The sequence below is a fragment of the Kitasatospora sp. NPDC038210 genome, from assembly GCF_055600605.1.
The window spans coordinates 1-24,220 of sequence record NZ_JBVJYK010000006.1; the positions used below are offsets into that span (position 1 = coordinate 1).

13 protein-coding genes and 1 pseudogene are annotated in these 24,220 nt (G+C 73.9%); 2 read left to right on the forward strand and 12 right to left on the reverse strand.

Features of this window, described 5'->3' with window-relative positions; all coding sequences use genetic code 11:
- Nucleotides 1-102: pseudogene (locus tag ACZ7KX_RS14155) on the forward strand (ATP-binding protein); the annotation flags it as partial.
- Nucleotides 103-169: 67 nt separating this feature from the next.
- Here the strand turns inward: ACZ7KX_RS14155 and cimA are convergent.
- The 4 genes from cimA to ACZ7KX_RS14175 form a co-directional block, all read right to left on the reverse strand.
- On the reverse strand, nucleotides 170-1,774 hold the full coding sequence (gene cimA / locus ACZ7KX_RS14160) for a citramalate synthase (RefSeq protein ID WP_350526744.1): 1,605 nt from the start codon (nucleotides 1,772-1,774) through the stop codon (nucleotides 170-172).
- Between the two features lie 398 nt (nucleotides 1,775-2,172).
- Nucleotides 2,173-3,285, reverse strand: a complete 1,113-nt coding sequence (locus ACZ7KX_RS14165) for a branched-chain amino acid aminotransferase (protein ID WP_470326698.1) — start codon at nucleotides 3,283-3,285, stop codon at nucleotides 2,173-2,175.
- 215 nt (nucleotides 3,286-3,500) lie between these two features.
- Nucleotides 3,501-4,541, reverse strand: coding sequence for a 3-isopropylmalate dehydrogenase (locus ACZ7KX_RS14170; RefSeq protein WP_396552006.1), 1,041 nt, complete (start codon nucleotides 4,539-4,541; stop codon nucleotides 3,501-3,503).
- Between the two features lie 59 nt (nucleotides 4,542-4,600).
- On the reverse strand, nucleotides 4,601-5,167 hold the full coding sequence (locus ACZ7KX_RS14175; protein WP_470326699.1) for a Uma2 family endonuclease: 567 nt from the start codon (nucleotides 5,165-5,167) through the stop codon (nucleotides 4,601-4,603).
- A 157-nt stretch (nucleotides 5,168-5,324) separates the two neighbouring features.
- Between ACZ7KX_RS14175 and ACZ7KX_RS14180 the strand changes: the two genes are divergently transcribed.
- Nucleotides 5,325-7,835, forward strand: a complete 2,511-nt coding sequence (locus ACZ7KX_RS14180; protein WP_470326700.1) for a YfhO family protein — start codon at nucleotides 5,325-5,327, stop codon at nucleotides 7,833-7,835.
- Nucleotides 7,836-7,906: 71 nt separating this feature from the next.
- Here ACZ7KX_RS14180 and ACZ7KX_RS14185 read toward each other — a convergent pair whose 3' ends face one another.
- From ACZ7KX_RS14185 to ACZ7KX_RS14220, 8 genes are all read right to left on the reverse strand, one after another.
- Entirely contained in the window at nucleotides 7,907-11,257 is a 3,351-nt protein-coding gene (locus ACZ7KX_RS14185) for a S8 family serine peptidase (protein ID WP_470326701.1), read from the reverse strand.
- Nucleotides 11,258-11,475: 218 nt separating this feature from the next.
- Nucleotides 11,476-11,637 carry a hypothetical protein gene (locus tag ACZ7KX_RS14190; protein ID WP_350630965.1) on the reverse strand — a complete coding sequence of 54 codons (162 nt, stop codon included), beginning with the start codon at nucleotides 11,635-11,637 and terminating at the stop codon, nucleotides 11,476-11,478.
- A 291-nt stretch (nucleotides 11,638-11,928) separates the two neighbouring features.
- Nucleotides 11,929-13,515: a phosphoglycerate dehydrogenase gene (gene serA / locus ACZ7KX_RS14195; RefSeq protein WP_470326959.1), complete on the reverse strand. Its 1,587-nt coding sequence runs from the start codon at nucleotides 13,513-13,515 to the stop codon at nucleotides 11,929-11,931.
- Nucleotides 13,516-13,746: 231 nt separating this feature from the next.
- The gene (gene ilvC / locus ACZ7KX_RS14200; RefSeq protein ID WP_350520176.1) at nucleotides 13,747-14,745 is read right to left on the reverse strand and encodes a ketol-acid reductoisomerase; all 999 of its coding nucleotides are present in this window, start codon (nucleotides 14,743-14,745) and stop codon (nucleotides 13,747-13,749) included.
- 132 nt (nucleotides 14,746-14,877) lie between these two features.
- On the reverse strand, nucleotides 14,878-15,402 hold the full coding sequence (ilvN, locus tag ACZ7KX_RS14205; RefSeq protein WP_030057405.1) for an acetolactate synthase small subunit: 525 nt from the start codon (nucleotides 15,400-15,402) through the stop codon (nucleotides 14,878-14,880).
- A gap of 82 nt (nucleotides 15,403-15,484) precedes the next feature.
- Nucleotides 15,485-17,338, reverse strand: coding sequence for an acetolactate synthase large subunit (locus ACZ7KX_RS14210; RefSeq protein WP_350520177.1), 1,854 nt, complete (start codon nucleotides 17,336-17,338; stop codon nucleotides 15,485-15,487).
- Between the two features lie 328 nt (nucleotides 17,339-17,666).
- Nucleotides 17,667-20,600: a putative bifunctional diguanylate cyclase/phosphodiesterase gene (locus ACZ7KX_RS14215; RefSeq protein WP_470326960.1), complete on the reverse strand. Its 2,934-nt coding sequence runs from the start codon at nucleotides 20,598-20,600 to the stop codon at nucleotides 17,667-17,669.
- Between the two features lie 478 nt (nucleotides 20,601-21,078).
- Nucleotides 21,079-24,126, reverse strand: coding sequence for a helix-turn-helix transcriptional regulator (locus tag ACZ7KX_RS14220; protein ID WP_470326702.1), 3,048 nt, complete (start codon nucleotides 24,124-24,126; stop codon nucleotides 21,079-21,081).
- Nucleotides 24,127-24,220 lie beyond the last annotated feature (94 nt).

The following is a 24,220-nucleotide window of genomic DNA, read 5'->3' on the forward strand; positions in this document are numbered from 1 at the left end:
GCCGACACCCCCGTCATCACCCTCGACGCCCGCCGCCGCGACAGCGCCAAGAGCGCCCTCATCACCCTCGTCGAACACGCCCTGCTCGCCCGACTGCGGTGACCCAGGCACGGGTGGCCCGCCGGACTCCACGCGGAGTCCGGCGGGCCACTGGCACGACGCGGGCCGGCTACTCGGTGGGCTCCAGGCCGGCGCGGACCAGACCGTAGGTGTACGCGTCCTCCAGCGCCAGCCAGGAGGCGGCGACCACGTTGTCTGCGACGCCGACGGTGGACCAGGTGGACGTGCCGTCGGTGGACTCGATCAGCACCCGGGTCTTGGACCCGGTGCCGTGCTGCCCCTCCAGGATGCGGACCTTGTAGTCCACCAGCTCGAAGGTGGCCAGCGGCGGGTAGATGCCCTCCAGCGCGGTGCGCAGCGCCTGGTCCAGCGCGTTGACCGGGCCGTTGCCCTCGCCGACGGCGATCCTGCGCTCGCCCTTCGCCCAGAGCTTGACGGTCGCCTCGTTGCCGGAGATCCCGTTCGGGCCCTGCTCGCTGATGGTCCGCCAGGACTCCAGGGTGTAGAAGCGGTCCCGGCTGCCGCGCACCTCGTCGCGCAGCAGCAGCTCGAAGGAGGCGTCGGCCGACTCGTAGGTGTAGCCCAGGTTCTCCTGCTCCTTCACCTTGGCGACCACCCGGCCGGCCAGGTCCCGGTCGGTGGACAGGTCGTAGCCGAGTTCCTTGCCCTTGAGTTCGACGGAGGCCCGGCCGGCCATGTCGGAGACCAGCATCCGCATGGTGTTGCCGACCCGCTCGGGGTCGATGTGCTGGTACAGGTCCGGGTCGACCTTGATCGCGGAGGCGTGCAGACCCGCCTTGTGGGCGAAGGCCGAGTAGCCGACGTACGGCTGGTGGGTGGAGGGGGTCAGGTTCACCAGTTCGGCGATCGCGTGCGAGATCCGGGTCATCTCGGCCAGCCGGCCCTCGGGCAGCACCCGGCGGTCGTACTTGATCTCCAGCGCGCCGACCACCGGGAACAGGTTGGCGTTGCCGACCCGCTCGCCGTAGCCGTTGGCGGTGCACTGGACGTGGGTCGCCCCGGCGTCCACCGCGGCCAGGGTGTTGGCCACCGCGCAGCCGGTGTCGTCCTGGGCGTGGATGCCGAGCCGGGCGCCCGTCCGGGCCAGGACGTCGGCGACGGTGTCCCGGACGCCGGCGGGCAGCATCCCGCCGTTGGTGTCGCACAGCACCACCACGTCCGCCCCGGCCTCGTGCGCGGTGCGGACCACGGCGAGGGCGTACTCCCGGTTCGCCCGGTAGCCGTCGAAGAAGTGCTCGCAGTCGATGAACACCCGGCGGCCCCGGGCGCGCAGGAACTCGACGCTGTCCCGGATCATCTCCAGGTTCTCGTCCAGGGTGGTGCGCAGCGCCAGCTCCACGTGCCGGTCGTGCGACTTGGCGACCAGGGTGATCACCGGGGCGCCGGAGTTGACCAGCGCGGCCAGCTGCGGGTCGTCCGCGGCCCGGCCGCCGGCCCTGCGGGTGGCGCCGAAGGCGACCAGCTGTGCGTTCCGCAGCTCCAGCTCGGCGGCCGCGCGGGCGAAGAACTCGGTGTCGCGCGGGTTGGCCCCGGGCCAGCCGCCCTCGATGAAGCCGACCCCGAACTCGTCCAGGTGCCGGGCGATGGCCAGCTTGTCCGCCACCGTCAGGTTGATGCCCTCACGCTGGGCGCCGTCGCGCAGCGTGGTGTCGAACACGTGGAAACTGTCGTCGGTACGGCTGACCTCGGTCATGACCCCTGGTTCTCCGTTCGGGGAGGTTCGTACTGCTCCGGCCGGTCTTCTGGTCCCGGCTCCACTGTCCAGGATCTCGCGCGCGGCCCCGGTGTCCCCGAGCCCTTCGTGGGGGCTCTCGGCCGGTCCGGGTGGCTGCTCGTCGGGGCCTCGCCCCAAAAGCAAAAGACCCCTCGCGGGTGCGAGAGGTCTGCGCGCGGGTCTGGACGCTCGTGGTCGCTCCGCATCGGGTCCTGCGGGAGCGGTCACTGCGGACCGGCGCGCCTGCTGCCAATAATCGGCGAAAGCGAGGACACGTCGGCAGTCTGGCACAGCCCCCGGGATCCGGCCCGCCCGTCTCGCGATGCGGAACGTGGCGGGCCGGAGCCGGTGCGGGTGCGGGTGCGGGTGCCCGCGGATCAGACGATCTTGTGCAGCCAGTTGTGGGTGTCGGGGGTCTGGCCGCCCTGGATCGACAGCAGCGCCTTGCGCAGCTCCATGGTGATCGGGCCGGGCTCGCCGGTGCCCACGGTCCAGTCGGCGGCGGCGGACTTCACCGATCCGACCGGGGTGATGACGGCGGCGGTGCCGCAGGCGAAGACCTCGGTGAGGGTGCCGTCGGCGTTGGCCTGCTGCCACTCGTCGGTGGAGATCTTCCGCTCCTCGACGGTGTAGCCGAGGTCGGAGGCGAGCTGGAGCAGCGAGTCGCGGGTGATGCCGGGCAGCAGCGCGCCGGACAGCTCCGGGGTGACGATCTTCGCGTCCTCGCCCTCGCCGAAGACGAAGTACAGGTTCATGCCGCCCATCTCCTCGACCCACCGGTGCTCGGCGGCGTCGAGCCAGACGACCTGGTCGCAGCCCTTCTCGGCGGCCTGGGCCTGGGCGACCAGCGAGGCGGCGTAGTTGCCCGCGCACTTGGCGGCGCCGGTGCCCCCGGGCGCGGCCCGGACGTACTCCTTGGACAGCCAGACCGAGACCGGCTTGATGCCGCCCTGGAAGTAGGCGCCGGCCGGCGAGGCGATGATCATGAAGAGGTAGGAGTTGGCCGGGCGGACACCCAGGCCGACCTCGGTGGCGAACATGAACGGACGCAGGTAGAGGCTCTGCTCCGGCTCGTTCGGGACCCACTCCTGCTCCTGCTGGACCAGCAGCTCCACGGCCTCGACGAAGGTCTCGACCGGCAGCTCCGGCATGGCCAGGCGGCGGGCCGAGGCCTGGAAGCGGGCGGCGTTGGCCTCCGGGCGGAAGGTCGCGATGGAGCCGTCGGCCTGGCGGTAGGCCTTCAGGCCCTCGAAGATCGCCTGGCCGTAGTGCAGGGTCATGTTCGCCGGGTCGATCTCCAGCGGCGCGTACGGCGCCAGCTGGGCGTCGTGCCAGCCCACGCCCTCGGTCCAGCGGATGGTGACCATGTGGTCGGTGAAGACGCGGCCGAAGCCGGGGTTGGTCAGCCGGGCCTCGCGCTCCGCTGCGGGCAGCGGATGGGCGGAGGGCTTGAGGTCGAACGTGATGGGCGCCTGGGTGGGCGTGCTCATGGCTGTTTCCTTCACCGTGGGGTTGGTCCGGGCCGCCACCGCTGCAGGGACGTTTCGGCGATCGAACGCCGGAACGAGCGCACAACGGCACGGCCCACTGTCGATACTCGCATCCAGAGGGCCGTGCCGAACAGCCACCGGCTCCTGTCAGAGCCGCGAGCTGCGGTTATGCGGTCCGGCCCACCTGGCCGGAAACCTTTTGTCGGTCCGGCTCGTCAGCCGCCCGATACTCGACCGGCGAGCGCGTCGCCGACCTGGGAGGTGCTGCGGGTGCCGGAGCGCTCGGCCAGGTCCGCCGCGACGGCGGCCTCGACCGCAGCGGCCTCGGCGGCGAAGCCGAGGTGCTCCAGCAGCATGGCGACCGACAGCACGGTGGCGGTCGGGTCGGCCTTGCCCTGGCCGGCGATGTCCGGCGCCGAGCCGTGCACCGGCTCGAACATGGACGGGAACTCACCGCTCGGGTTGATGTTGCCGCTCGCCGCCAGGCCGATCCCGCCGGTGACGGCGGCCGCGAGGTCGGTCAGGATGTCGCCGAACAGGTTGTCGGTGACGATCACGTCGAAGCGCTCGGGCTGGGTGACGAAGAAGATCGTCGCCGCGTCGACGTGCAGGTAGTCGGTGGTGACCTCGGGGAACTCCTTGCCTACCTCGGCGAAGATCCGCGTCCACAGGTGCCCGGCGTGCACCAGCACGTTGTTCTTGTGCACCAGGGTGAGCTTCTTGCGCGGCCGCGCCTGCGCCCGGCGGTAGGCGTCGCGCACCACGCGCTCGATGCCGTACGCCGTGTTCAGGCTGACCTCGGTGGCCACCTCCTGCGGCGTCCCGGTGCGCAGCGTGCCGCCGTTGCCGACGTACGGGCCCTCGGTGCCCTCGCGGACGACCACGAAGTCGATGTCGGGCTCGCCGGCCAGCGGGGACCGCACCCCGGGGAAGAGGCGACCCGGACGCAGGTTGATGTGGTGGTCGAAGGCGAACCGCAGCTTGAGCAGCAGCCCGCGCTCCAGCACGCCCGACGGCACACTCGGGTCGCCGATGGCACCCAGCAGGATCGCGTCGTGCGACTTCAGCTCCGCCAGCACGTCGTCCGGCAGCGTCTCCCCCGTCCGGTGGTAGCGCCGGGCCCCGAGGTCGTACTCGGTGGTCTCCAGCTTCACATCGGCGGGAAGCACGGCACCCAGGACCTTGAGGCCTTCGGCCACCACTTCCTGACCGATGCCGTCACCCGGGACAACTGCGAGACGAATGGTGCGAGACATGCTCGGACCCTACTCCGCCGTCCCAGGGGCTGACACCTGGCGTCCACCATCCGGACGGATCAGGTCAGGTCGATCTCGACCGGGAACGGCTGATCGACCTTCAACTGCTTGTGGTGGATGCCGGTGACGACGTAGGCAGGGGTCACCGGCTCCAACTCGTAGACATAGACGATCGGCTTCCCGTCGTCGTCGCTCTCGACCCGCCAGAAGTGCTTGATGCCGGCCGCCGCGTACTTGCGCGGCTTGGTGTCCCGGTCACGCTCCTCGGATTCCTCGGACACGACCTCGACGGCCAGCAACACGTCCGCCGCCTCGCAGAAGGTCTGTTTCGGGCCGGTGACCCCCCGGTCATCGACGACGAGCAGATCCGGCTCGGGCCGGTTGCGCCGGTCCAGCCTGACCGTCATCTCCCGCCAGACCTGCCATCCCTCCGGCGTGGCAGTCTCCAGTGCCCGCTCCAGCCTGCGGAGCGTACGCATGTGGAACGCGGTCTGCGGACTCACGAAGATCAGGCTCCCGTCGAGCAGTTCGGTGTGCGGCGGGAGATCAGGCAGCCGGTCGAGATCCGCTGCGGTGTAGCCACCGGCAGGAGGCCGGATCCAGTCGGGGTACGGCGAGACGCTCATGGTTCCTCCCATGCGGGCATCCTGGCGGCCTTCCCAGGCTACTCGGCAAGTCTGTCCGGGACGCCACTCCTTCGACGGAGCGCGTACGCCGCATTCCGCGCCGGGGACGCGCTTAGGGTGGCGAGGTCCGGGGTCACTGGCAGAACGGGGCGCGTGGGTGCAGGGCGAGCGGCGGCGGGAGGTGCTGGTCAGCGGGGGTGCGGCCGCCCTGGCGATGGGCGGGTACGCGCTGGCACTGGGGCTGCGCGGGCGGTGGCCGGCCGGGGCGGAGGAGGTCGCGGTGCCGTACCACGCCCACCTGTGGGACCTGCTGCACGGGGAGGCCACCGGGGACCTGCTGTTCAACTGGAACAGCGGGTACGGCGTCCCGTTCCTGGCGGACTTCTTCGCCTACCTGATGAACCCGTTCTCCTGGTTCACCGCGTTCCTCCCCCGCGACCGGGGCGAGCTCGCCGTCCTGCTGGTCACCCTCGCCACCATCGGCCTCGGCACCGCCCTGATGGCCCGTCTGCTCGGCCGCCTCCGTCCGGGCCCGCACTGGCTGCGGGCGTTCGCCGCCGTCGGGTACGGGCTGTGCGCCTGGGTGCTGGACGTCGGCGGGGCCGCGCCGATGTGGCTGTGGGGCCTGGTCTCGCTGCCGCTGCTCGGCCTCGCCGCCGACTGGTGCCTGCGCGAGCGGCGCTGGGTGGCCGGCACGCTCTGCGTCGCGCTGGCCTGGGCGGGCAACCTGTACACCGCCGCGCTGGCCACCCTGGCGGCCGGACTCCTGTTCGCCGTCCGGCTGTTCGCCACGTCACGGCCGTTCCGCCAACGGGTCCGGGCCACCGGCCGGGCGGTCACCATGGCCACCACCGGGGTGCTGCTCGCCTCCCCGGTGCTGTTCGTCGCGGTGCAGGCGGCGCAGCGCGCCCAGCCCGAGTCCCCGGTGGAGCCGCTCGGCCCGTCCGGTCTGGGCGGCCACCTCGCCCAGCTGCTGCCCGCCACCCACGGCGGGCGGGGGCTGCCGGACGTGGCGATCGGACTGTTCGGCCTGCTGCTGGTGTGCGGGCTGCCCTTCAACCGGAGGGTGCGACCGCGGGAGCGGGCGGCCTGGTGCGCGGCGCTGGTGCTGGTGGTGCTCGGCTTCGTCTGGACGCCGACCGTCCTGGTGTGGCACGGCCTGGCGATCCCGGCCGGTGGGCCGTACCGGGTCGCCTTCGTGCTCAGCGGGCTGCTGGTGCTGGCCGGTTGGGTGTCGCTGGCCCAGCGGCCGGACCGGCTGACCCTGCTGGGCGGCGCGGCCGTGGTCGCGGTGATCGCCTCGGTCGCGGCGGGCCTGCACTCGGTCCGCTCCGCCACCTGGGTGCTGCTGGCCGTCGGCGGCGCCGTCCTGCTCGCCGCGCTGTGGGTCCTGGACCGCCGTCACCCGGACCGCCGGGCGAACACCGTCGCCACCTGGGTGATCGGCTGCGCGGTGTTCGCCAACGCCGTCTGGTCCGGGTACGCGGCGCTCGGCGCGGCCCCCTCCGGCAGTGTCCGGCCGGCGGCCGTGCGGGCCGGACACGCGGCGGTCCGCGCGGCCGAGGACTGGCCGCGCGGCCGCAGCGACCCCGGCCCGCACGCCTTCACCACCAACGACCCGCTGCTGCTGGGCGGCCAGGGCGGCGGCTACTTCAGCGGGTACCTGCCGACCGTCGCGGCCCTGCTGCTGCACGACCTCGGCGCGGGCTGGACCGCCGGCGGGCGGCAGACCGAGAGCGTCACCGACCCGGTCGGGCAGGCACTGTTCGCCGTCCGCGCCCACCTGGACGACGGTCCGCCGCCGTACGGCTTCACGCCCGTCCGGGCCGCCGCGCCGCCGCTGGTCACCGTGCTGCCCCCGGGCGCCCGCCCGGACACCTCCTCGGTCTGGTCCCGGCAGGAGTCGCTGCTCGGCAGCCAGGTGTACGACGCCCCGCTGCCCGTCCCGGCCGGCGGCCCGGCGCCCACCCTGCACGGCACCAGCGGCTGGTCGGTGCCGCCCGGCGAGGAGGGCACCGTCCTCACCGCCGCCTGCACGCCCGGGTCGACGGCGTTCTTCCACGGCGTCTGGTACCGGGGCACGGTCAGCGCCCTGGGCGCCGCCTACCGCAGCGACGGCGAGCAGCCGACCACGGCCGTACCGATCCACCGGCTGGGGACCGTCCCGGCGGACGGGGCGGTCCGGGTGACCCTGCGCTCCGACACCGTCAGCCAGGTCCCGGCCCGCCCGATCGGCTGTCTGCGGACCGGCGCCCTGGAGGCCGCCGTCGCCCGCCTCACCGCCGGCGGCGCCACCCGCGTCGAGGCCGGTGGGCACGCCCTCGCGGCCACCCTCCCGGCCGGCTCGACCGGCACCGCGCTGCTCGCCGTCCCCGCCACCGAGGGCTGGACCTGCGCCGTCGACGGCGGCCGCTCCTCGGCGGCCACCCCGGTGCTGGGCATGATCGGCGTGCCCCTCGGCCCCGGCGCCTCCCGGATCGCCTGTTCGTTCCGCCCGCCGGGGCTCACGGAGGGCCTCACCGTCGGCTCCGCGACCGTCGCCGTCCTCGGCCTGGTGGCCGTCTTCGCCCGCCTCTCCCGCCGCCCCACCCGCACCCCGCGCCGCGAGCGGCGCGCCGCCCGGGACACCACGGACGCCACGGGCACCACGGACACCGGGAACGCATAGGACGCCCGCAACACGCGGGGCGGCCCGCCGACCGGTGTCGGCGGGCCGCCCCGTCAATCGGCTGCCGCGGCTCAGGGCAGGGTCAGCACCTGGGCCCGCCGCTCGCCCGGGTTGAGGTGCTGCAGCAGCAGGAGCTTGGAGCCCGCCGTGCGGTGCACCGCGAGGACGGCGCCGGGGCCGACCGGGGCCAGGACCGCCGGAGGCCCGGTGAGGCCGACCCGGGCGTCGAGGGCCGGCTGCAGGACGTCCACCGGGACGGCCGGCCGGGTGCCGCGCAGGCCGATGGCGGCGTAGGCCTCGGCCGGATCCGGTGTGCCGGGCCCGGCGACGCCGGTCCAGACGCCGTAGTGGACGGTGCTGTGGCCGGGGCCGACACCGGGCAGGGCGCTCAGCCGGACGGGCAGGACCACGACGTCGCTGTCCAGCAGCGCGGTGTCGGTGTCGCCCCAGCGGGCGTTCAGCGGCTGGACGTCGAGCTCGGCGCCGGTACGGGCGTCGAGGGCGCGGGAGACCAGGACGTCGCTGCCGCGCTGCCGGTCGGCCTTGAGGATGACGTCGGTGCTGCCGTCCCCGTCGGTGTCCAACGCGACCCGCACCCCGTACAGCCCGACCGGGGTGGCTGCCGGGGCCCACACCTGCGCGCCGACGTACAGCAGTTCGGAGTCGACGGCGGCTCCGGCCGCCCGCAGGTTCACGGACCGTTCGCCGGGGTGCTCGACGCAGACGTCCTGCCCGGGGTCGGTCCCCTCCCCCGCACCGTCGGGCCGGATGCCCGCGCCCGGCCCGACGGCGGTGCCGCTGCCGGGCGGGCAGTCGGCCCAGCGGGCTGCTTCGCCGCCGAGGGCGAGGGCGGTGGCCAGTCCGGGCGTCGCCCCGGGCGCGGCGCTGCCGCCGAGCGTGACGAGGGTGCGGTCGCGCACGGTGCGGACGGCGGCCGTCACCGTGAGGTCGGAGGCCGGCCGCGGCGCGGCGAACACCGGGACCCGCAGCTGCGGCAGCACGCCGCCCGCGACCGGCGTCAGCAGCACCCGCCCCGAGAGCTCGCCCCGGTAGCTGCGCGCCCTGCCGCCCTGCACGGTGTCGATGGTCGGGTCGGGCGCGCGGCCCAACTCCCCGGGGACGGACAGCGTGACCCGTACCCGCGCCGTGCCGCCCGCCGGCACGTCGACCCGCTCCGGGGCCACCGTGAAGGAGGCGCCGGGCAGTTCGGTGGCCGCCGCGTAGCCGGTGCGGTAACTCAGCGGCGAGTCGCCGTGGTTGCGGACCTCGATCTCCCGCACGAGCGCCGTCGGCCCGCCGACCTCGACCGGCCCGAACGAGACGCCGACACCTCCCTCCTCGGCGCCCTGCCCCGCCGCGTAGGCGACGACGGGGGTGCGGACCGCCTGGTCGACCCGGACCCGCCCGGCGCCGGTGCGCTCGGGCCCGTAGACCGGGCCGCTGTGGTCGTCGCCGACGTAGGTGTCCACGGTGGTGTTCATCAGCGCGGCCTTGAGCTGCTCGACCGGCCAGTCCGGGTGGGCGGCGCGCACCAGCGCGGCGAGCCCGGCGACGTGCGGGGTGGCCATCGAGGTGCCGTTCTCTCGCTGGCCGCCGGTGCCGCTGCCGACCAGGGCGGACCAGATGGTCTCGCCGGGGGCGGCGAGGTCGGGCTTCACCACCCCGGGCACGCCGATGCCGCGGGAGGTGAAGTCGGTGAGGGTGTCGACCCGGGCCGGCTGGTTCTGCGCCACGGAGCCGTGCAGCGGGTTGCCGGGGGCGGCGAGCCGGACCCGCACCGGCCCGGCGGCCACGGCCCGGCGCAGGCGCTCCCCGTCGGCGCGGGCCAGCAGGGCGACGGGGACGCGGTCGTCGCCCGCGATCTCGGCGAGGTGGTCGGAGTCGGCGGCGTACAGCGCGCCGATCGCGCCCGCGTCGGCGACGTGGTCGGCGCGCGGGCCGGAGTTGCAGGCCCGGTCGGCGTCCCTGGTCGTCCAGGCCAGCAGGGCGACCTTCCCGGCCAGCCGCTGCCGGTCGGCCTCGTCGAAGGCGGCGCAGCCGTCCGACTGGTCGGCGGGCAGGGCGAGTTCGCCGCCGACGTCGGCGGTGGCCCACCCCTCGTAGCGTTCGCTCCAGTGTGCCGGGACGACCCCGGCCAGCGCGGCGGGGGCGAGCACGGTGACGCCGTCCACGTCGGCGTGCCCGTGGACGGAGGCGGCGACGGTGATCGCCCGGGCGGCGGTGCCGGGGCTGCCACCGATGCCGTACACGTCGCCCTCGTTGCCGGCGGCCGCGACCACGACGGTGCCCAGCGCGGCGAGCCGGTCGACGGCCAGTGCGTCGGTGTCGTCGGCGCTGCCGAAGCTGCTGCCGAGCGAGAGGTTGACGACGTCCAGCCGGTCGCCGAGGTCGCCGTCCCCGTTCGGGTCGGCGGCCACGTCGAGGGCCTGGGCGAGACGGTCGGTGGAGCCGTCGCAGCCGAACACCCGGATGGCGTACAGCTGGGCGCCGGGGGCGGCGCCGGGGCCGATCCGGAACGAGGCCGGGTCCAGCCCGGGGCCGTACGGACCGGTGTACGGCCGGCCGTCGGCGGTGACGCCGTACCCGGCCGCGGTGCCGGCGACGTGGGTGCCGTGTCCGTTGCGCACGCAGTCGATCGGGTTGTCCCCGGGGTGCGGCACGGGCTGGTAGTGCGGGGAGGCCGGGTCGGGGTCGTAGTCGTCGCCGACCAGGTCCTTGCCGCCGACCACCTTGGCGTTGGGGAACAGCGCGGCCGGCGCGGGCTTGCCTCGCTCGACCGAACGGAAGGCCTCCTCGGTGCCGGGCCCGCCGAAGTCGGCGTGGGTGTAGTCGATGCCGCTGTCGACGATCCCGATCCGCACGCCCGCGCCGGTGGTGCCGGCCGGTGCCGCGCCACCGGACCACACCTGCGGAGCGCCGGTCAGCGGGACGGAGTAGGCGTTGTCGCGCCGCTTGTTGACGATCGGGTGGACGGCCCGGACACCGGGCAGCGCCCGCAGCGCGGGCAACCGGTCGGCGGGGGCGCTGACCGCGAGCCCGGTGAGCAGGGTGTGGGTGCGGTAGAGCTCGCGGGCGGCCGGAGCCGTCCGGTGGACGGCCCCGGCGAGCTGCTCCAGCGCGTCCCCGGCCCGGGCCCGCTGGGCGGCACCGGCCTGCGCGGCCTCCCGCCGGACGGCCTCGGGGGAGCGCTGCTCCCGTCGGGCCCCGTCGGCGGCGCGCCGCCAGGCGGGGCCGGCCGCTTCGGTGGTGAGTTCGAGCAGCACGGAGGCCGTTCGACCGGCCGCCGGGGATCCGGCGGTCGGCGGTCCTGCGGTGGGTGGGCCGCCTGCCGCCGGGGTGGCGGCGAGGACGGCGCTCCCGGCCAGCAGGGCCAGGGTGAGGCCGATCCGGGCGACGGGTCGGCGGACGGGTGGCAGACGCACTGGGCCCTCTCCCCCGGCAGGGGGACTGATCCGCACTCCGTGCCGCTGACGCCCGCCCGCGCGGCCGTCGATCACCCTTCCGGGGGCCCCAAATTAGGATGATCGCGCCGGGCCGGGCGAGCAACTTCCCCCGGACGGACCGATGTTGCACTCTACGGGGTGACGGACCGTCAACCCGTCCGGCCCAGTCGGCCGATGAACGCCACCCGCGGCTCGGCTCAGTGGTGGCCGGTGACACCGCCGTTGTCCCGGCGGTCCAGCGAGCGCTGCAGCGCGGCGGCGGCGTAGCTGTTCCGCTCGGCGGCCCGACGGCGGCGCGGGGCGCGGACGGGGGCGGCGGCGGGGGCGGCGGGGGCGTGGCGGTCGACGGTGGTGGGCATACCGGGCTCCTTGGAAGCGGCGCGCTCGAAGAGCGCGGCGGGAGGGTGGGAGGGAAGGAGCGCGGGGGCAGGGATCGCCTGCCCGTGAGGGCGCACGCGCACACGGGCCGCGCGCCCTGGCTACAGGGGCGGCACACCGTATGGCTCTTCCACGGTACGACCCCGCCCCGGCCGTGTCTGCACGAATACTTGGATTTCCTACTATCTGAGACGGCAGTCACCCGGCGGAACGCAGCAGGGCCCGGACCGCCGTCCTACGGCGGTCCGGGCCCTGCGCGGGCGGGGGACCCGTCAGCCCAGGTCGACCGAGCGCGCGAAGCGGGCGCCGATCTCGGCGGCGATCACGGTCAGCACGTCCTGCGGGATCTCGCTGTCCACGGTGATGGAGGCCAGCGCGCCGCCGCCGTCGCGGGCGACCTGCATGCCGGCGATGTTGATGCCCGCGTCGCCGAGGTGGCGGCCGAGCACGCCGACCACGCCGGGGCGGTCCTCGTACTTGAAGAAGGCCATGTGGTCGGTGAGCGCCACGTCCACGTCGAAGGCGTCCACGCCGACGATCTTCTGGGTCTGCTTGGGGCCGGCCAGCGTGCCGGAGATGGCGATCTCCTCGCCGTTCGCGAGCGTGCCGCGCACGGTGATCACGTTGCGGTGCTCGGGGCTCTCGCTGGAGGTGGTCAGGCGGACCTCGACGCCGCGCTCCTGGGCGAACAGCGGGGCGTTGACGTAGGACACCGTCTCGGCCACCACGTCCTCGAACACACCCTTCAGCGCGGACAGTTCGAGCACCTTGACGTCGTGCTGGGTGATCTCGCCGCGGACCTCGACGTCGAGCCGGACGGCCACCTCGCCGGCCAGCGCGGTGAAGATCCGGCCGAGCTTCTCGGCCAGCGGCAGGCCCGGACGGACGTCCTCGGCGATCACGCCGCCCTGGACGTTCACGGCGTCCGGTACGAGCTCGCCGGCCAGCGCGAGGCGCACCGACCTGGCGACCGCGATGCCGGCCTTCTCCTGCGCCTCGTCGGTGGAGGCGCCCAGGTGCGGGGTGGCGACCACGTTGTCGAAGGCGAACAGCGGGGAGTCGGTGCACGGCTCCTTGGCGTACACGTCCAGGCCCGCGCCGGCCACCCGGCCCTCGCGCAGGGCGGCGGCGAGCGCCTCCTCGTCCACGATGCCGCCGCGGGCGGCGTTGACGATGCGCACGGTCGGCTTGACCTTGTGCAGCGCCTCGTCGCCGATCAGGCCGATGGTCTCGGGGGTCTTGGGGAGGTGGACGGTGATGAAGTCCGAGACCTCCAGCAGCTCCTCCAGGGTGACCAGCTTGACGCCCATCTGCGCGGCGCGGGCGGCCTGGATGTAGGGGTCGTACGCGACGATCTTCATCCCGAACGCGGACATCCGCTGGGCGACCAGGACACCGATCCGGCCGAGGCCGACGACACCGAGGGTCTTCTCGCTCAGCTCGACGCCGGTGTACTTGTTGCGCTTCCACTCGCCCTGCTTGAGCGCGGCGTTGGCCGGCGCGATGTTGCGGGCGACGGAGATCAGCAGGCCGCAGGCGAGCTCGGCGGCGGTGACGATGTTGGAGGTCGGCGCGTTGACGACCATCACGCCGGCCTTGGTGGCGGCGGCGACGTCCACGTTGTCCAGGCCGACGCCGGCGCGGGCGACCACCTTGAGCTTGCGGGCGGCGGCCAGCGCCTCGGCGTCGACCTTGGTGGCGGAGCGGATCAGGATCGCGTCCACGTCGGCGATCGCGGTGAGCAGCTCGGTGCGGTCGGCACCGTTGCAGTGGCGGATCTCGAAGTCGGGGCCGAGGGCGTCGACGGTGGCGGGCGACAGCTCTTCGGCGATCAGAACGACGGCGGTCTTGGATGTCACAGTGCTCACGACAGTGTGTCCTTAACTCTGCGGTTCCCCCGGCACGAAGGTGGCGTGGAAGGGCGGGGGAAGGTGGCATGCCGCGTAGGTAGACGCACGACGCTGTGGGCCTGACGCGCACTCGGAAGTGTATCGACGGGCTGGGTACCAGGCTGCTCCCGTCCGGCGAAATCACCCGGACGGGAGCAGCCTACTTGTACAAGGGCGTTACGAACGCGGAGCGGGGAAGGCTCAGGCCTTCTCGTTGACCCAGCTCATCAGCGAGCGCAGCTTCTTGCCGGTGGTCTCCAGCAGGTGGTCCTCGTCGGCCTTCTTGTACTCGTTGTACTTGGGCAGGCCCGCCTTGTACTCGGCGATCCAGTTGTTGGCGAAGGTGCCGTCCTGGATCTCGGCGAGGACCTTCTTCATCTCGGCCTTGGTGGCGTCGGTGATGATCCGCGGGCCGGTGACGTAGTCGCCCCACTCGGCGGTCTCGGAGACCGACCAGCGCATCTTCTCCAGGCCGCCCTCGTACATCAGGTCGACGATGAGCTTCAGCTCGTGCAGGCACTCGAAGTAGGCGATCTCCGGCTGGTAGCCGGCCTCGACCAGGGTCTCGAACCCGGCCTTCACCAGGGCGGCGGTGCCACCGCAGAGGACGGCCTGCTCACCGAACAGGTCGGTCTCGGTCTCCTCGGTGAAGGTGGTCTTGATGACGCCGGCCTTGGTGGCGCCCAGACCCTTGGCGTACGACAGCGCCAGGGCGAAGGCGTTGCCCGAGGCGTCCTGCTCGACGGCGACGATCGCCGGGACGCCGCGGCCCTCCTCGTACTGGCGGCGGACCAGGTGGCCCGGGCCCTTCGGGGCGACCATGCAGACGTCGACGTCCGCCGGGGGCTTGATGAAGCCGTAGCGGATGTTCAGGCCGTGGCCGAAGAACAGGGCGTCGCCGGCCTTCAGGTGCGGGGCGATGTCGGCCGCGTAGACGTCGGCCTGGATCGGGTCCGGGACCAGGATCATGATGACGTCGGCCTCGGCCGCGGCCTCGGCCGGGGTGACGACGCGCAGGCCGGCCTCCTCCGCCTTGGCGCGGGACGTGGACTCGGGCTTCAGGCCGACCCGGACGTCCGCGCCCGAGTCGCGCAGGGACAGCGCGTGGGCGTGGCCCTGGCTGCCGTAGCCGATGACCGCGACCTTGCGGCCCTGGATGATGGACAGGTCGGCGTCGTCTTCGTAGAACAGCTCGGCCACGGGGGCACATCTCCTTGCATCATGGTGCCGGGTTCGCGGTGTTCACCGTATGCGGTCCCGGCGGGTGTGGGGTCTTTGCTTCAGGGTTTGAGACGGTTTGGCGAGTCGGGCGGGGTCGCCGCCTGGCGCTGTTTACGCGCTGCGGTCCAGGGCGCGCAGCGACCGGTCGGTGATCGAACGGGCGCCGCGGCCGATGGCGACCAGGCCTGACTGGACCAACTCCTTGATGCCGTAAGGCTCCAGCATCCGGAGCATGGCCTCCAGCTTGTCCGAGCTGCCGGTGGCCTCGATGGTCACCGCTTCGGGCGACACGTCGACGGTCTTGGCACGGAAGAGCTGGACGATCTCGACGATCTGCGACCGGGTCTCGTTGTCGGCGCGGACCTTCACCAGGACCAGTTCCCGCTGGATCGCAGCGGCCTGGTCGAGTTCGACGATCTTTATCACGTTCACGAGCTTGTTGAGCTGCTTGGTGACCTGTTCCAGCGGGAGGTCCTCGACGTTGACCACGATCGTCATCCGGGACACGTCCGGGTGCTCGGTCGGGCCGACGGCGAGGGAGTCGATGTTGAAGCCCCGACGGGAGAACAGCGAGGCGATGCGGGCGAGCACGCCGGGCTTGTTCTCGACCAGGACGGAGAGGGTGTGCTTGGACATGTGGTTCCTCAGTCGCACAGGAGGGGTCCGGCGTGGCCGGTCCCGAGAAGGGTGGCGGCGGGCGACGGGCGGGCGGGCCCGGTCAGTCGGAGTCGTCGCCGAAGTCGGGACGGACGCCCTTGGCGAACTGGATCTCGTCGTTGCTGGTCCCGGCCGCGACCATCGGCCAGACCATGGCGTCCTGGTGGACGATGAAGTCGATGACGACCGGGCGGTCGTTGATCTCCATCGCCTGCTTGATGACGGCGTCGAGGTCCTCGGGGCGCTCGCAGCGCAGGCCCACGCAGCCCATCGCCTCGGACAGCAGGACGAAGTCGGGGATCCGGGTGCCCTGGGCCGGCGGCTCGATGCCGTCGTGGCCCGGGCCGGCGTGCAGCACGGTGTTGGAGTAGCGCTGGTTGTAGAACAGCGTCTGCCACTGCCGGACCATGCCCAGCGAGCCGTTGTTGATGACCGCGACCTTGATCGGGATGCCGTTCAGGGCGCAGGTGACCAGTTCCTGGTTGGTCATCTGGAAGCAGCCGTCACCGTCGATGGCCCAGACCGGGGTCTGCGGGCTGCCGGCCTTGGCGCCCATCGCCGCCGGGACGGCGTAGCCCATGGTCCCGGCGCCGCCGGAGTTGAGCCAGGTGCCGGGCTTCTCGAACCGGATGAACTGCGAGCTCCACATCTGGTGCTGGCCCACGCCCGCGGCGTAGATCGCCTCCGGGCCGACCAGCTGCCCGATCCGCTCGATGACCTGCTGCGGCGAGAGCTGGCCGTTGGGGGCCGGCTCGTAGCCGATCGGGTAGGTCTTCTTCCACTCGTCGAGCTTCTCCCACCACTCGGCGTAGTCGCCCTTGTGGCCGGCGTCGAACTCGGCCTGGACGGCGACGATCAGGTCGGCGAGCACCTCGCGGGCGTCGCCGACGATCGGCACGTCCGCCGGGCGGTTCTTGCCGATCTCGGCCGGGTCGATGTCGGCGTGGACGACCTTGGCGTACGGGGCGAAGCTGTCCAGCTTGCCGGTGACGCGGTCGTCGAAGCGGGCGCCGAGGGTGAAGAGCAGGTCGGACTTCTGCAGGGCGGTGACGGCCGGGACGGATCCGTGCATGCCCGGCATGCCCAGGTGCAGCGGGTGGCTGTCCGGGAAGGCGCCGAGGGCCATCAGGGTGGTGACCACCGGGGCGCCGGTCAGCTCGGCCAGGATCCGCAGCTCGGCGGTGGCCTGCGCCTTGATCACGCCGCCGCCGACGTACAGCACCGGGCGCTTCGCGCTGACCAGCATCTTCGCGGCCTCGCGGATCTGCTTGGCGTGCGGCTTGGTGACCGGGCGGTAGCCGGGCAGGGCCGCCTCGACCGGCCAGCGGAAGGTGGTGGTCGCCTGCAGGGCGTCCTTGGCGATGTCGACCAGGACCGGGCCGGGGCGGCCGGTCGCGGCGATGTGGAAGGCCTCGGCGATCACCCGGGGGATCTCGGCCGGGTCGGTGACCAGGTAGTTGTGCTTGGTGATCGGCATCGTGATGCCGCAGATGTCCGCCTCCTGGAAGGCGTCGGTGCCGATCGCCTTGGAGGAGACCTGCCCGGTGATCGCGACGATCGGCACGGAGTCCATGTAGGCGTCGGCGATCGGGGTGACCAGGTTGGTCGCGCCCGGGCCGGAGGTGGCCATGCAGACCCCGACCTTGCCGGTGGCCTGGGCGTACCCGGTGGCGGCGTGGCCGGCGCCCTGCTCGTGCCGGACCAGGATGTGGCGCACCTTGGCGGAGTCCATCAGCGGGTCGTACGCGGGAAGGATGGCCCCGCCCGGAATGCCGAAGACGGTGTCCGCGCCCACGGCCTCCAGGGAGCGGATGAGCGACTGGGCGCCGGTCATGGTCTCGACGACGTGCTGGGGAGCGGGAGCGTTGGCGGCCGGGTTGTCCCCGCGGCGGGGGGATGCGGCGTGCTCAGTCATCTGCCTGTCTCTTCTCGGGTTTTGCCGACCCGGCTGCGGGCCCCGGTGCTGCGAGGGTGGGGTCCCGGTCCGGGTCGATCGCCGGCTCTGCCTCAATCGTCCCGCTCAATCCGACAACTCGGAGGATCTCGGGCGGTCGAGGCCAGGGGTCTTGCGGGGTGGAACAGCGTCAGTGCAACAAAAAACCCCTCGTGCCCAAGGGCATGCGAGGGGTGGCGCGTCGGTCTGTCACGAGCAGGGCTTGCGAGCCCTGTCAGCCGACGCGCCCGCCAAGTACGAGAATTCGGGTGCGCATGGCAACGACCATCCTCCCGTCCGGGGTGGCGTGTCAAGCAGGTGGGATGACCGTCTCGCCATGCGGACCACCGGCCGGACCGGCAACGGCCCGGTGTTCGGGCAGGTCAGAGCCACCGTGGTGACGTACGCCACGTCCCGGCGCGGCGTCCGGTCGGCCACTCGTCCGGGTGTCGGCGGCCGGGTGGCCGCGGCGGGCGGAGAGCGGGCCCGGCTGCTTCGGCAGCGGGTAGCCGCGGCGGGCCAGCGCGCGGCGCAGCCTGGGTTCGTCCAGCGGCGGCGCGAAGGCCGAGCCCTGGGCCTGCCCGCAGCCCAGCTCCTGCAGCACGGCGACCTGGCGGGGCAGGTCCACGCCCTCGGCGGCGGTGGCCATCCCGAGGTCGCGGCCGAGCCGCAGGGCGTGCCCGGCGAGCGTACGGGCGAGCCCGGACTCGCCGAGGCCCTGCACCAGCGTGCGGTCCAGCTTGAGGCCGTCCAGGGGCAGCCGGGCGAGGGCGCCGAGCGAGCCGCCGCCCGCGCCGTAGCCGGCCAGCCAGGTGGAGACGCCGAGCCGGCGCAGCGCGGCCAGCCGCCGGCCGAGTTCGTCGGCGAGCGAGTCCGGCCCCATCCGGGCCACCTCGATCACCAGCTCGCCGGCCGACAGCCCGCTGTCGCGCAGCGCGGCGGCCACCGTCTCGTACACGCCGGGCGAGCAGAGCCGTTCGGCGGAGAGCCGGACGGCGACCGGGACGGGCTCCGGCGCGCCCCGGCCCCGGCTGTGCAGGCCGCGCCGGGCGGCGGCCGCGGCGACCGCCTCGCGGAGCAGCCAGCGGGAGAAGCGGGTCGCCGCGTCGCCGTGCTCGGCGGAGCGCAGGAACTCGGCCGGGGTGAGCAGCAGGCCGCCCGCCGAGCGCCAGCGGGCCTGCGCCTCGACGCCGGTCACCGCGCCGTCGGCGAGGTCCACCACGGGCTGGTGGAGCAGGGTGAAGCCGCCCTCCCGGACGGCCAGTCTCAGCCGCTCCTCCAGCTCGGTGCGGCGCTCCAGGTCGGCCCGCATCGCGGGGGTGTAGAGCACCACCCGGCCCTTGCCCTCGGACTTGGCCCGGTACATCGCGAGGTCGGCGTTGCGCATCAGCTCGTCGGCGGCGGCTCTGGGGTCGGCGGCGGGGCCGCGTTCGGGGGTGCCGAAGGCGATGCCGATGCTGGCGGCGACACCGAGTTCGGCGCCGCCGATCCAGTACGGCTCGGAGAGCGCCACGCGCAGCCGTTCGGCCAGCTCCTGGACCTGGAGGCGGCCGAGCGGGCCGCAGACCAGGGCGGCGAACTCGTCGCCGCCGAACCGGGCGACGGTGTCCCCGCAGCGGACGGCGCCCTGCAGCCGACGGGCGGCCTGCACCAGCAGCTCGTCGCCGACCTGGTGGCCGGCGGAGTCGTTGACCGCCTTGAATCCGTCCAGGTCGAGGAAGAGCACGGCGATCCCGGCGCCGGTGCCGCCCTGCTGGCCGCGGGCGCCGAGGGCGGCCCGCAGCCGCTGGGTGAACAGCGCCCGGTTGGGCAGGTCGGTGAGCGGGTCGTGGAAGGCGTTGTGCTGCAACTGGGCCTGCAGCATGACGCGTTCGGTGACGTCCCGGCTGTTGAGCAGCAGCCCGTCGCGGTGCCGGCTGACCGTGGACTCGACGTGCAGCCACTCGCCGTCGCCGGAGCTGATCCGGCACTCCACCCGGGCGGAGGGCTCGGCGGTGGCCGGGACGCGGTGGGCGGTGAGCCGGATCCGCGCGAGGTAGCGGCGGACCTCGGAGAGCACCCGGTCCACGTCCTCCGGGTGGACGAGGTCCAGCAGGTTTCCGCCGACCAGCTCCTCGGGGTCCCGCCCGTACACGCCGAGCGCGGCCGGGGAGACGTAGGAGAGCACGCCGTTGGCGCCGGCGATCATGATGACGTCGCTGGACCCCTGCACCAGGGAGCGGAAGTGCGACTCCTTGTGGGCGAGTTCCTGGGCCAGCGACAGGTTGTCGAGCAGCATCACGCCTTGCCTGAGGATCAGTGCCAATCCGACGGTGCACGCGGCCGCGGCCACCACGCGGTCCAACTCGCGCCCGCCGAGGGCGTTGTAGAGGATTCCGGCGGTGCAGACCGCGGCGGCGGCGTACGGCGTGAGCGCGCTGAAGGTGGTGGCCACCCGGCGGCGCGGCAGGCCGCCGGCCGAGGGGTGCTCGCGCAGCGGGCGGCGCCAGCGCACCGACCACGGCGCCCAGGCCAGCAGCAGGCTGCCGGAGAACCAGCCGGCGTCCAGCAGTTCGCCGGAGTGGTAGCTGCTGCGCAGCTCCGGGGAGGTGAAAAGGGCGTCGCACAGCACGGTGACGGCGAGCGCCAGCATCGCGGTGTGCACCGCCGCCCGGTTGCCGTCCCGGCCGCCGAAGCGCAGCCCGACCACCAGGCTGACCAGCAGGATGTCCAGCACCGGGTAGGCCAGGTTGAGGGCCAGCCGCAGCGGGGAGCAGTCCTCGCCGGCCGCGATCCGGCCGAGCGCCAGGCTCCAGCTGAGGGTGAACAGCGAGCCGGCGATCAGCCAGCCGTCGAGCAGCAGGCACAGCCAGCCGGCCGCGGAGCGCGGGCGCTGGGCGAGCACCAGGACGCCGGTGATGGCGAGCGGGGCGAACAGCAGGAAGGCGTACTCGGCGAGCGAGTCCCGCGGCAGGGGGGTGCGCACGACCAGCTCGTACCAGCCCCAGGTGCCGTTGCCGCAGGCGACCATGAGCGAGGAGAGGCCGAACAGCAGCCAGGCCGGGCGGGCGTGCCCGCCGACGGTGCAGCCGTACACCAGGCAGGACAGGGCGGCCGCCAGGGCGGCCGCGGCCAGGCCGAAGTCGCCCATGAAGATGGACAGTTGGCGGGATCCCCAGCCGGCGGTGGCGCCCAGGGCGTAGGCCAGGCAGAGCCCGCCCAGAACGAGTCCGGGCAGCGCGCGACTCTCCCGGAGCCGGCGCAGCGGGCCGCGGCGGGCGGGCGCGGGAGCCGCCCCGGCGGCGGACGCGTCGACGGGTGGTGCACCCGGGCGTCCGGTTTCGGGCAGCACCGTATCGGTGGAGCTCACTCGGCCTCTCCCCCTCCGGCCCGGGGCCTCGCGCCCCGGCCACGGGCCACCGGACGCGCACCTCTCAGCCGTACGCGGTGGCCTGGCGCCCCGTCAGGACGGTGGCCCAGGGGGTGGGCGGCCTGCCGGCCGCCGCACCGCACCGATGCTCCCAAAATGGACCCTACACCAATTCCGTCACTCAATGACACGCACACTCAACTTAGAGTAATGGCGCAGAGGTGGGGAAATGCCCCCGATTCCGGCGGATCGGCCCGGTTGGCGGCGGCGCGCGGCCGGGGGCTCACGCGGCGCGCACGGGAGCACACGGCGGCGCCCCGCCACCAGGAGCGGTGGCGGGGCGGTGCTCCGGGCCCGGCGGCGAAGCCGGGTCTCAGCGGCCCGACAGGGCCTGGTCGTCCGGGAACAGCCGTAGCCGGTGCGCCAGCGCGGCCGCCTCGCCCCGGCCGCCGACCGCGAGCTTGCCCAGGATGTTGGAGACGTGCACGCTCGCGGTCTTCGGAGAGATGTACAGTTCCTCGGCGATCTGCCGGTTGGTCCAGCCGCGCGCGAGCAACCGGAGCACGTCCCGCTCACGGGGGGTGAGGTTGAAGGAGTCCCCGACGGCCGCGGCCGGAGCCGGCTCCGCCGCCGCCCGCTCGGCGGGGGCGAGGCTCAGCCCGGCCCGCTCGGCGAGGCCCGCGATCTGCGCCCCCAGCGTCCGGTCCTCCCGGACGGCCGCCAGTTCGGCCGCCTCGCGCAGCAGTTCGGCCCCGTCGTCGCGCCGCCCGGCCAGCACCTCGGCCTCACCGGCCCGCAGCAGGGCGAGCGCCAGCGGGTACGGCAGACCGGTCGGCCGCAGCGCCTCGACCGCGGCACCCCACTGCTCCGGGGTGTCGGCGCCCTCGGCGCGGGCCAGTTCGGCCTCCAGCAGCCGGGCCCAGCCGTGGTGCAGCGGCGCCCGGGGCCGCAGCCGCCCGGCGGCCGCGCCGATCGCGGCCAGCGCCCCGGCCCGGCCCGCGTCGGCCTCCGGCAGGCCCCGGGTGTCCGCCTCCACCCCGGCGGCCTCGGCCAGCAGCGGGTAGACGTCGGACTCGTGGCCGAGGCGACCCTCCTCCGACAGTGCGGCGAGCAGTTCGGCCCGGGCGTCCAGCGGCCGGCCGCCGAGCGCGGCGAGCCGCACCGCCAGCCGGCTGATCGGCACGCTGTGCTGGACCTGGCCGACCCGGTTGGCCGCCCGGGCCTGCGCCAGCATGGTCGCCGCGGTGGGCAGGTCGCCCCGGAGCAGGGCGAGTTCGCCGCGCATCCGGTCCAGGAACTCGGCGTGGGTACCGCTGAGGCTGGTCAGCTCGCAGGCGGCGAGCACTTCGGCGGCCTCCTGGACCCGTCCGAGGTCGGTCAGCGCCTCGACCAGGTTGCCGGTCAGGATGGTGCCGATGTTGCGCAGCAGGCCGTTGCCGTCCGCGAACTCCAGCCCCTCGCGGGCCAGCCGGACGGTTTCCTCGGGCCGGCCCAGACCGCGCTGCATGCTGGCCAGGTTGTTGATGCCGCGCAGCAGCAGGTCGGGCACGCCCAGCCGGCGGGCCCGCTCGACCGCCCCGGCGAGCTCGGCCAGCCCGCCCTCGGCGTCGCCGTGCACGTCGTAGCGCAGGCCGCCGAGGGTCATCCGGGCGTGCACCTCGACCGAGTGCGCGCCGACCTCCTGGGCGATCCGGATCGCCCGCTCGGCGAGTTCGAGGTGCTCGGGACCGGGCTTCTTGAGCATCGCCGAGCCGGCGCCGAGCGCGAGCACCTCGGCCTGGACGGCGGACGGCGGCAGCTGCGCCACCAGCCGCAGCGCGTGGCCGATCTCCTCCTCGTCGCCGGAGCGGCGCAGGCTGCCCAGCATCCGGGCCCGGTTGATCCGGAACCAGGCCGCGCGCACCGGGTGCACCGTCTCGTCGACCAGCCGCAGCCCGCGCTTGGCCAGGCTCAGGCCGCGCTCGCGGTCGCCGGTGCGCCGGGCCGCGACCACCGCCTCGGCCAGCACGTCCTCCAGCTGGATCCGGTCGCACTCCTCGTCGGCGGCGCTGTGGTCGCAGGAGCCGGGCGGGTAGGTCTCGGCCCAGTCGTAAGGGCGCAGGGTGTGCGCCAGCACCTCCTCGGAAACCATGTCCCACAGTTCCAGGGCCCGCTCCAGCATGCCCAGTTGCTCGGCGAAGGCGTTGCGGCGGCGGGCCGCCCGGGCGGCGTCCAGGGCCGTCGGCAGGGCGCGGGCCGGATCGTGCGCGTGGTACCAGTAGTTGGCCAGCCGGGCGGGCAGCGCGTCGGAGGAGAGCAGCTGCGGGTGGGCCTCGACGGCGAGCGCGAACGTGCGGTTGATCCGGTGGCGTTCGCCGGGCAGCAGGTCGTCCGAGACCGCCTCGCGGACGAGTGCGTGCCGGAACCGGTAGCCCTCGCCCTCGCTGTCCGGGCGCAGGATGTTGGCGCCGACCGCCGAGCGCAGCGCCTCGATCAGCGCCTCCTCGTCGTCGTCCAGGACGGCGGCCAGCAGGGCGTGTTCGACGTGCGATCCACCCTCGGCGGCGATCCGCACCACCCGCTGGGCCTCCTCGTCCAGGCCCTCGACCCGTACCAGCAGGATGTCCCGCAGCGAGTCCGTCAGCCCGGCGCCGAAGCCGTCCTGGAAGGCCGTGGCCAGTTCCTCGACGAAGAAGGGGTTGCCCTCCGAGCGGCGGTGGATCCGGTCCACCAGCTGGCGGTCGGGGGCGGCGGTGCCGAGGATGCCGGCCAGCTGCGCGGCCACCTCGCGGCGGTCGAACCGCTCCAGCTCCAACCGCTGGACGGTGCGCAGCCGTTCGAGCTCGGCGAGGAAGGGGCGCAGCGGGTGCCGGCGGTGCAGGTCGTCGCTGCGGTAGGTGGCGACCAGCAGCACCCGGGAGCGGTGCAGGGTACGCACCAGGAAGGCGAGCAGTTCGCGGGTGGAGCGGTCCGACCAGTGCAGGTCCTCGACGGCGAGGACGAGGGTACGTTCCGCGCCGAGCCGTTCGAACAGCCTCGCGGTGTGCTCGAACAGCCGGGCCCGGCCGTACTCGTCGTTGGGTTCGCCGTCCGCCTCGCCGAACTCGGAGAGCAGGCGGGCGAGGTGGCCCTCGCTGCCGGCCGCTGCGGCCTCGAAGTCGGTGCCCAGCGAGCGGTGCAGCCGGCGCAGCGCGGCGGCCAGCGGCGCGTACGGCAGGCCCTCGGCGCCGACCTCCGGACAGCTGCCGAGGGAGGTGACCGCTCCGCGGTCGGCGGCGCGCTCCAGGAACTCCTCCAGCAGTCGGGTCTTCCCGACGCCGGCCTCGCCGCCGATCAGCACGGCCTGCGGACTGCCGGTGCCCGCCCGGCGCAGCGCGTCGGTCAGTTCGGTGATCTCGCTGCCACGGCCGACGAAGACGGGGCTGACCGATATCTGCTGCATGGAGGCGAGCATGCCATAGCCGGTGGGGACCGGCCGAGGGGTTATCTCCCCTGGCGAACGCCCGGAGGGGGAGACGCTCACTCGCGTCTCCCCC

Excerpts from the sequence above, each read along its gene's own strand:
- cimA (WP_350526744.1), bottom strand. The coding sequence starts at position 1,774 with ATGACCGAGGTCAGCCGTACCGACGACAGTTTCCACGTGTTCGACACC.
- ACZ7KX_RS14165 (WP_470326698.1), bottom strand. The coding sequence starts at position 3,285 with ATGAGCACGCCCACCCAGGCGCCCATCACGTTCGACCTCAAGCCCTCC.
- ACZ7KX_RS14170 (WP_396552006.1), bottom strand. The coding sequence starts at position 4,541 with ATGTCTCGCACCATTCGTCTCGCAGTTGTCCCGGGTGACGGCATCGGT.
- ACZ7KX_RS14175 (WP_470326699.1), bottom strand. The coding sequence starts at position 5,167 with ATGAGCGTCTCGCCGTACCCCGACTGGATCCGGCCTCCTGCCGGTGGC.
- ACZ7KX_RS14190 (WP_350630965.1), bottom strand. The coding sequence starts at position 11,637 with ATGCCCACCACCGTCGACCGCCACGCCCCCGCCGCCCCCGCCGCCGCC.
- ilvN (WP_030057405.1), bottom strand. The coding sequence starts at position 15,402 with ATGTCCAAGCACACCCTCTCCGTCCTGGTCGAGAACAAGCCCGGCGTG.
- ACZ7KX_RS14210 (WP_350520177.1), bottom strand. The coding sequence starts at position 17,338 with ATGACTGAGCACGCCGCATCCCCCCGCCGCGGGGACAACCCGGCCGCC.
- ACZ7KX_RS14220 (WP_470326702.1), bottom strand. The coding sequence starts at position 24,126 with ATGCAGCAGATATCGGTCAGCCCCGTCTTCGTCGGCCGTGGCAGCGAG.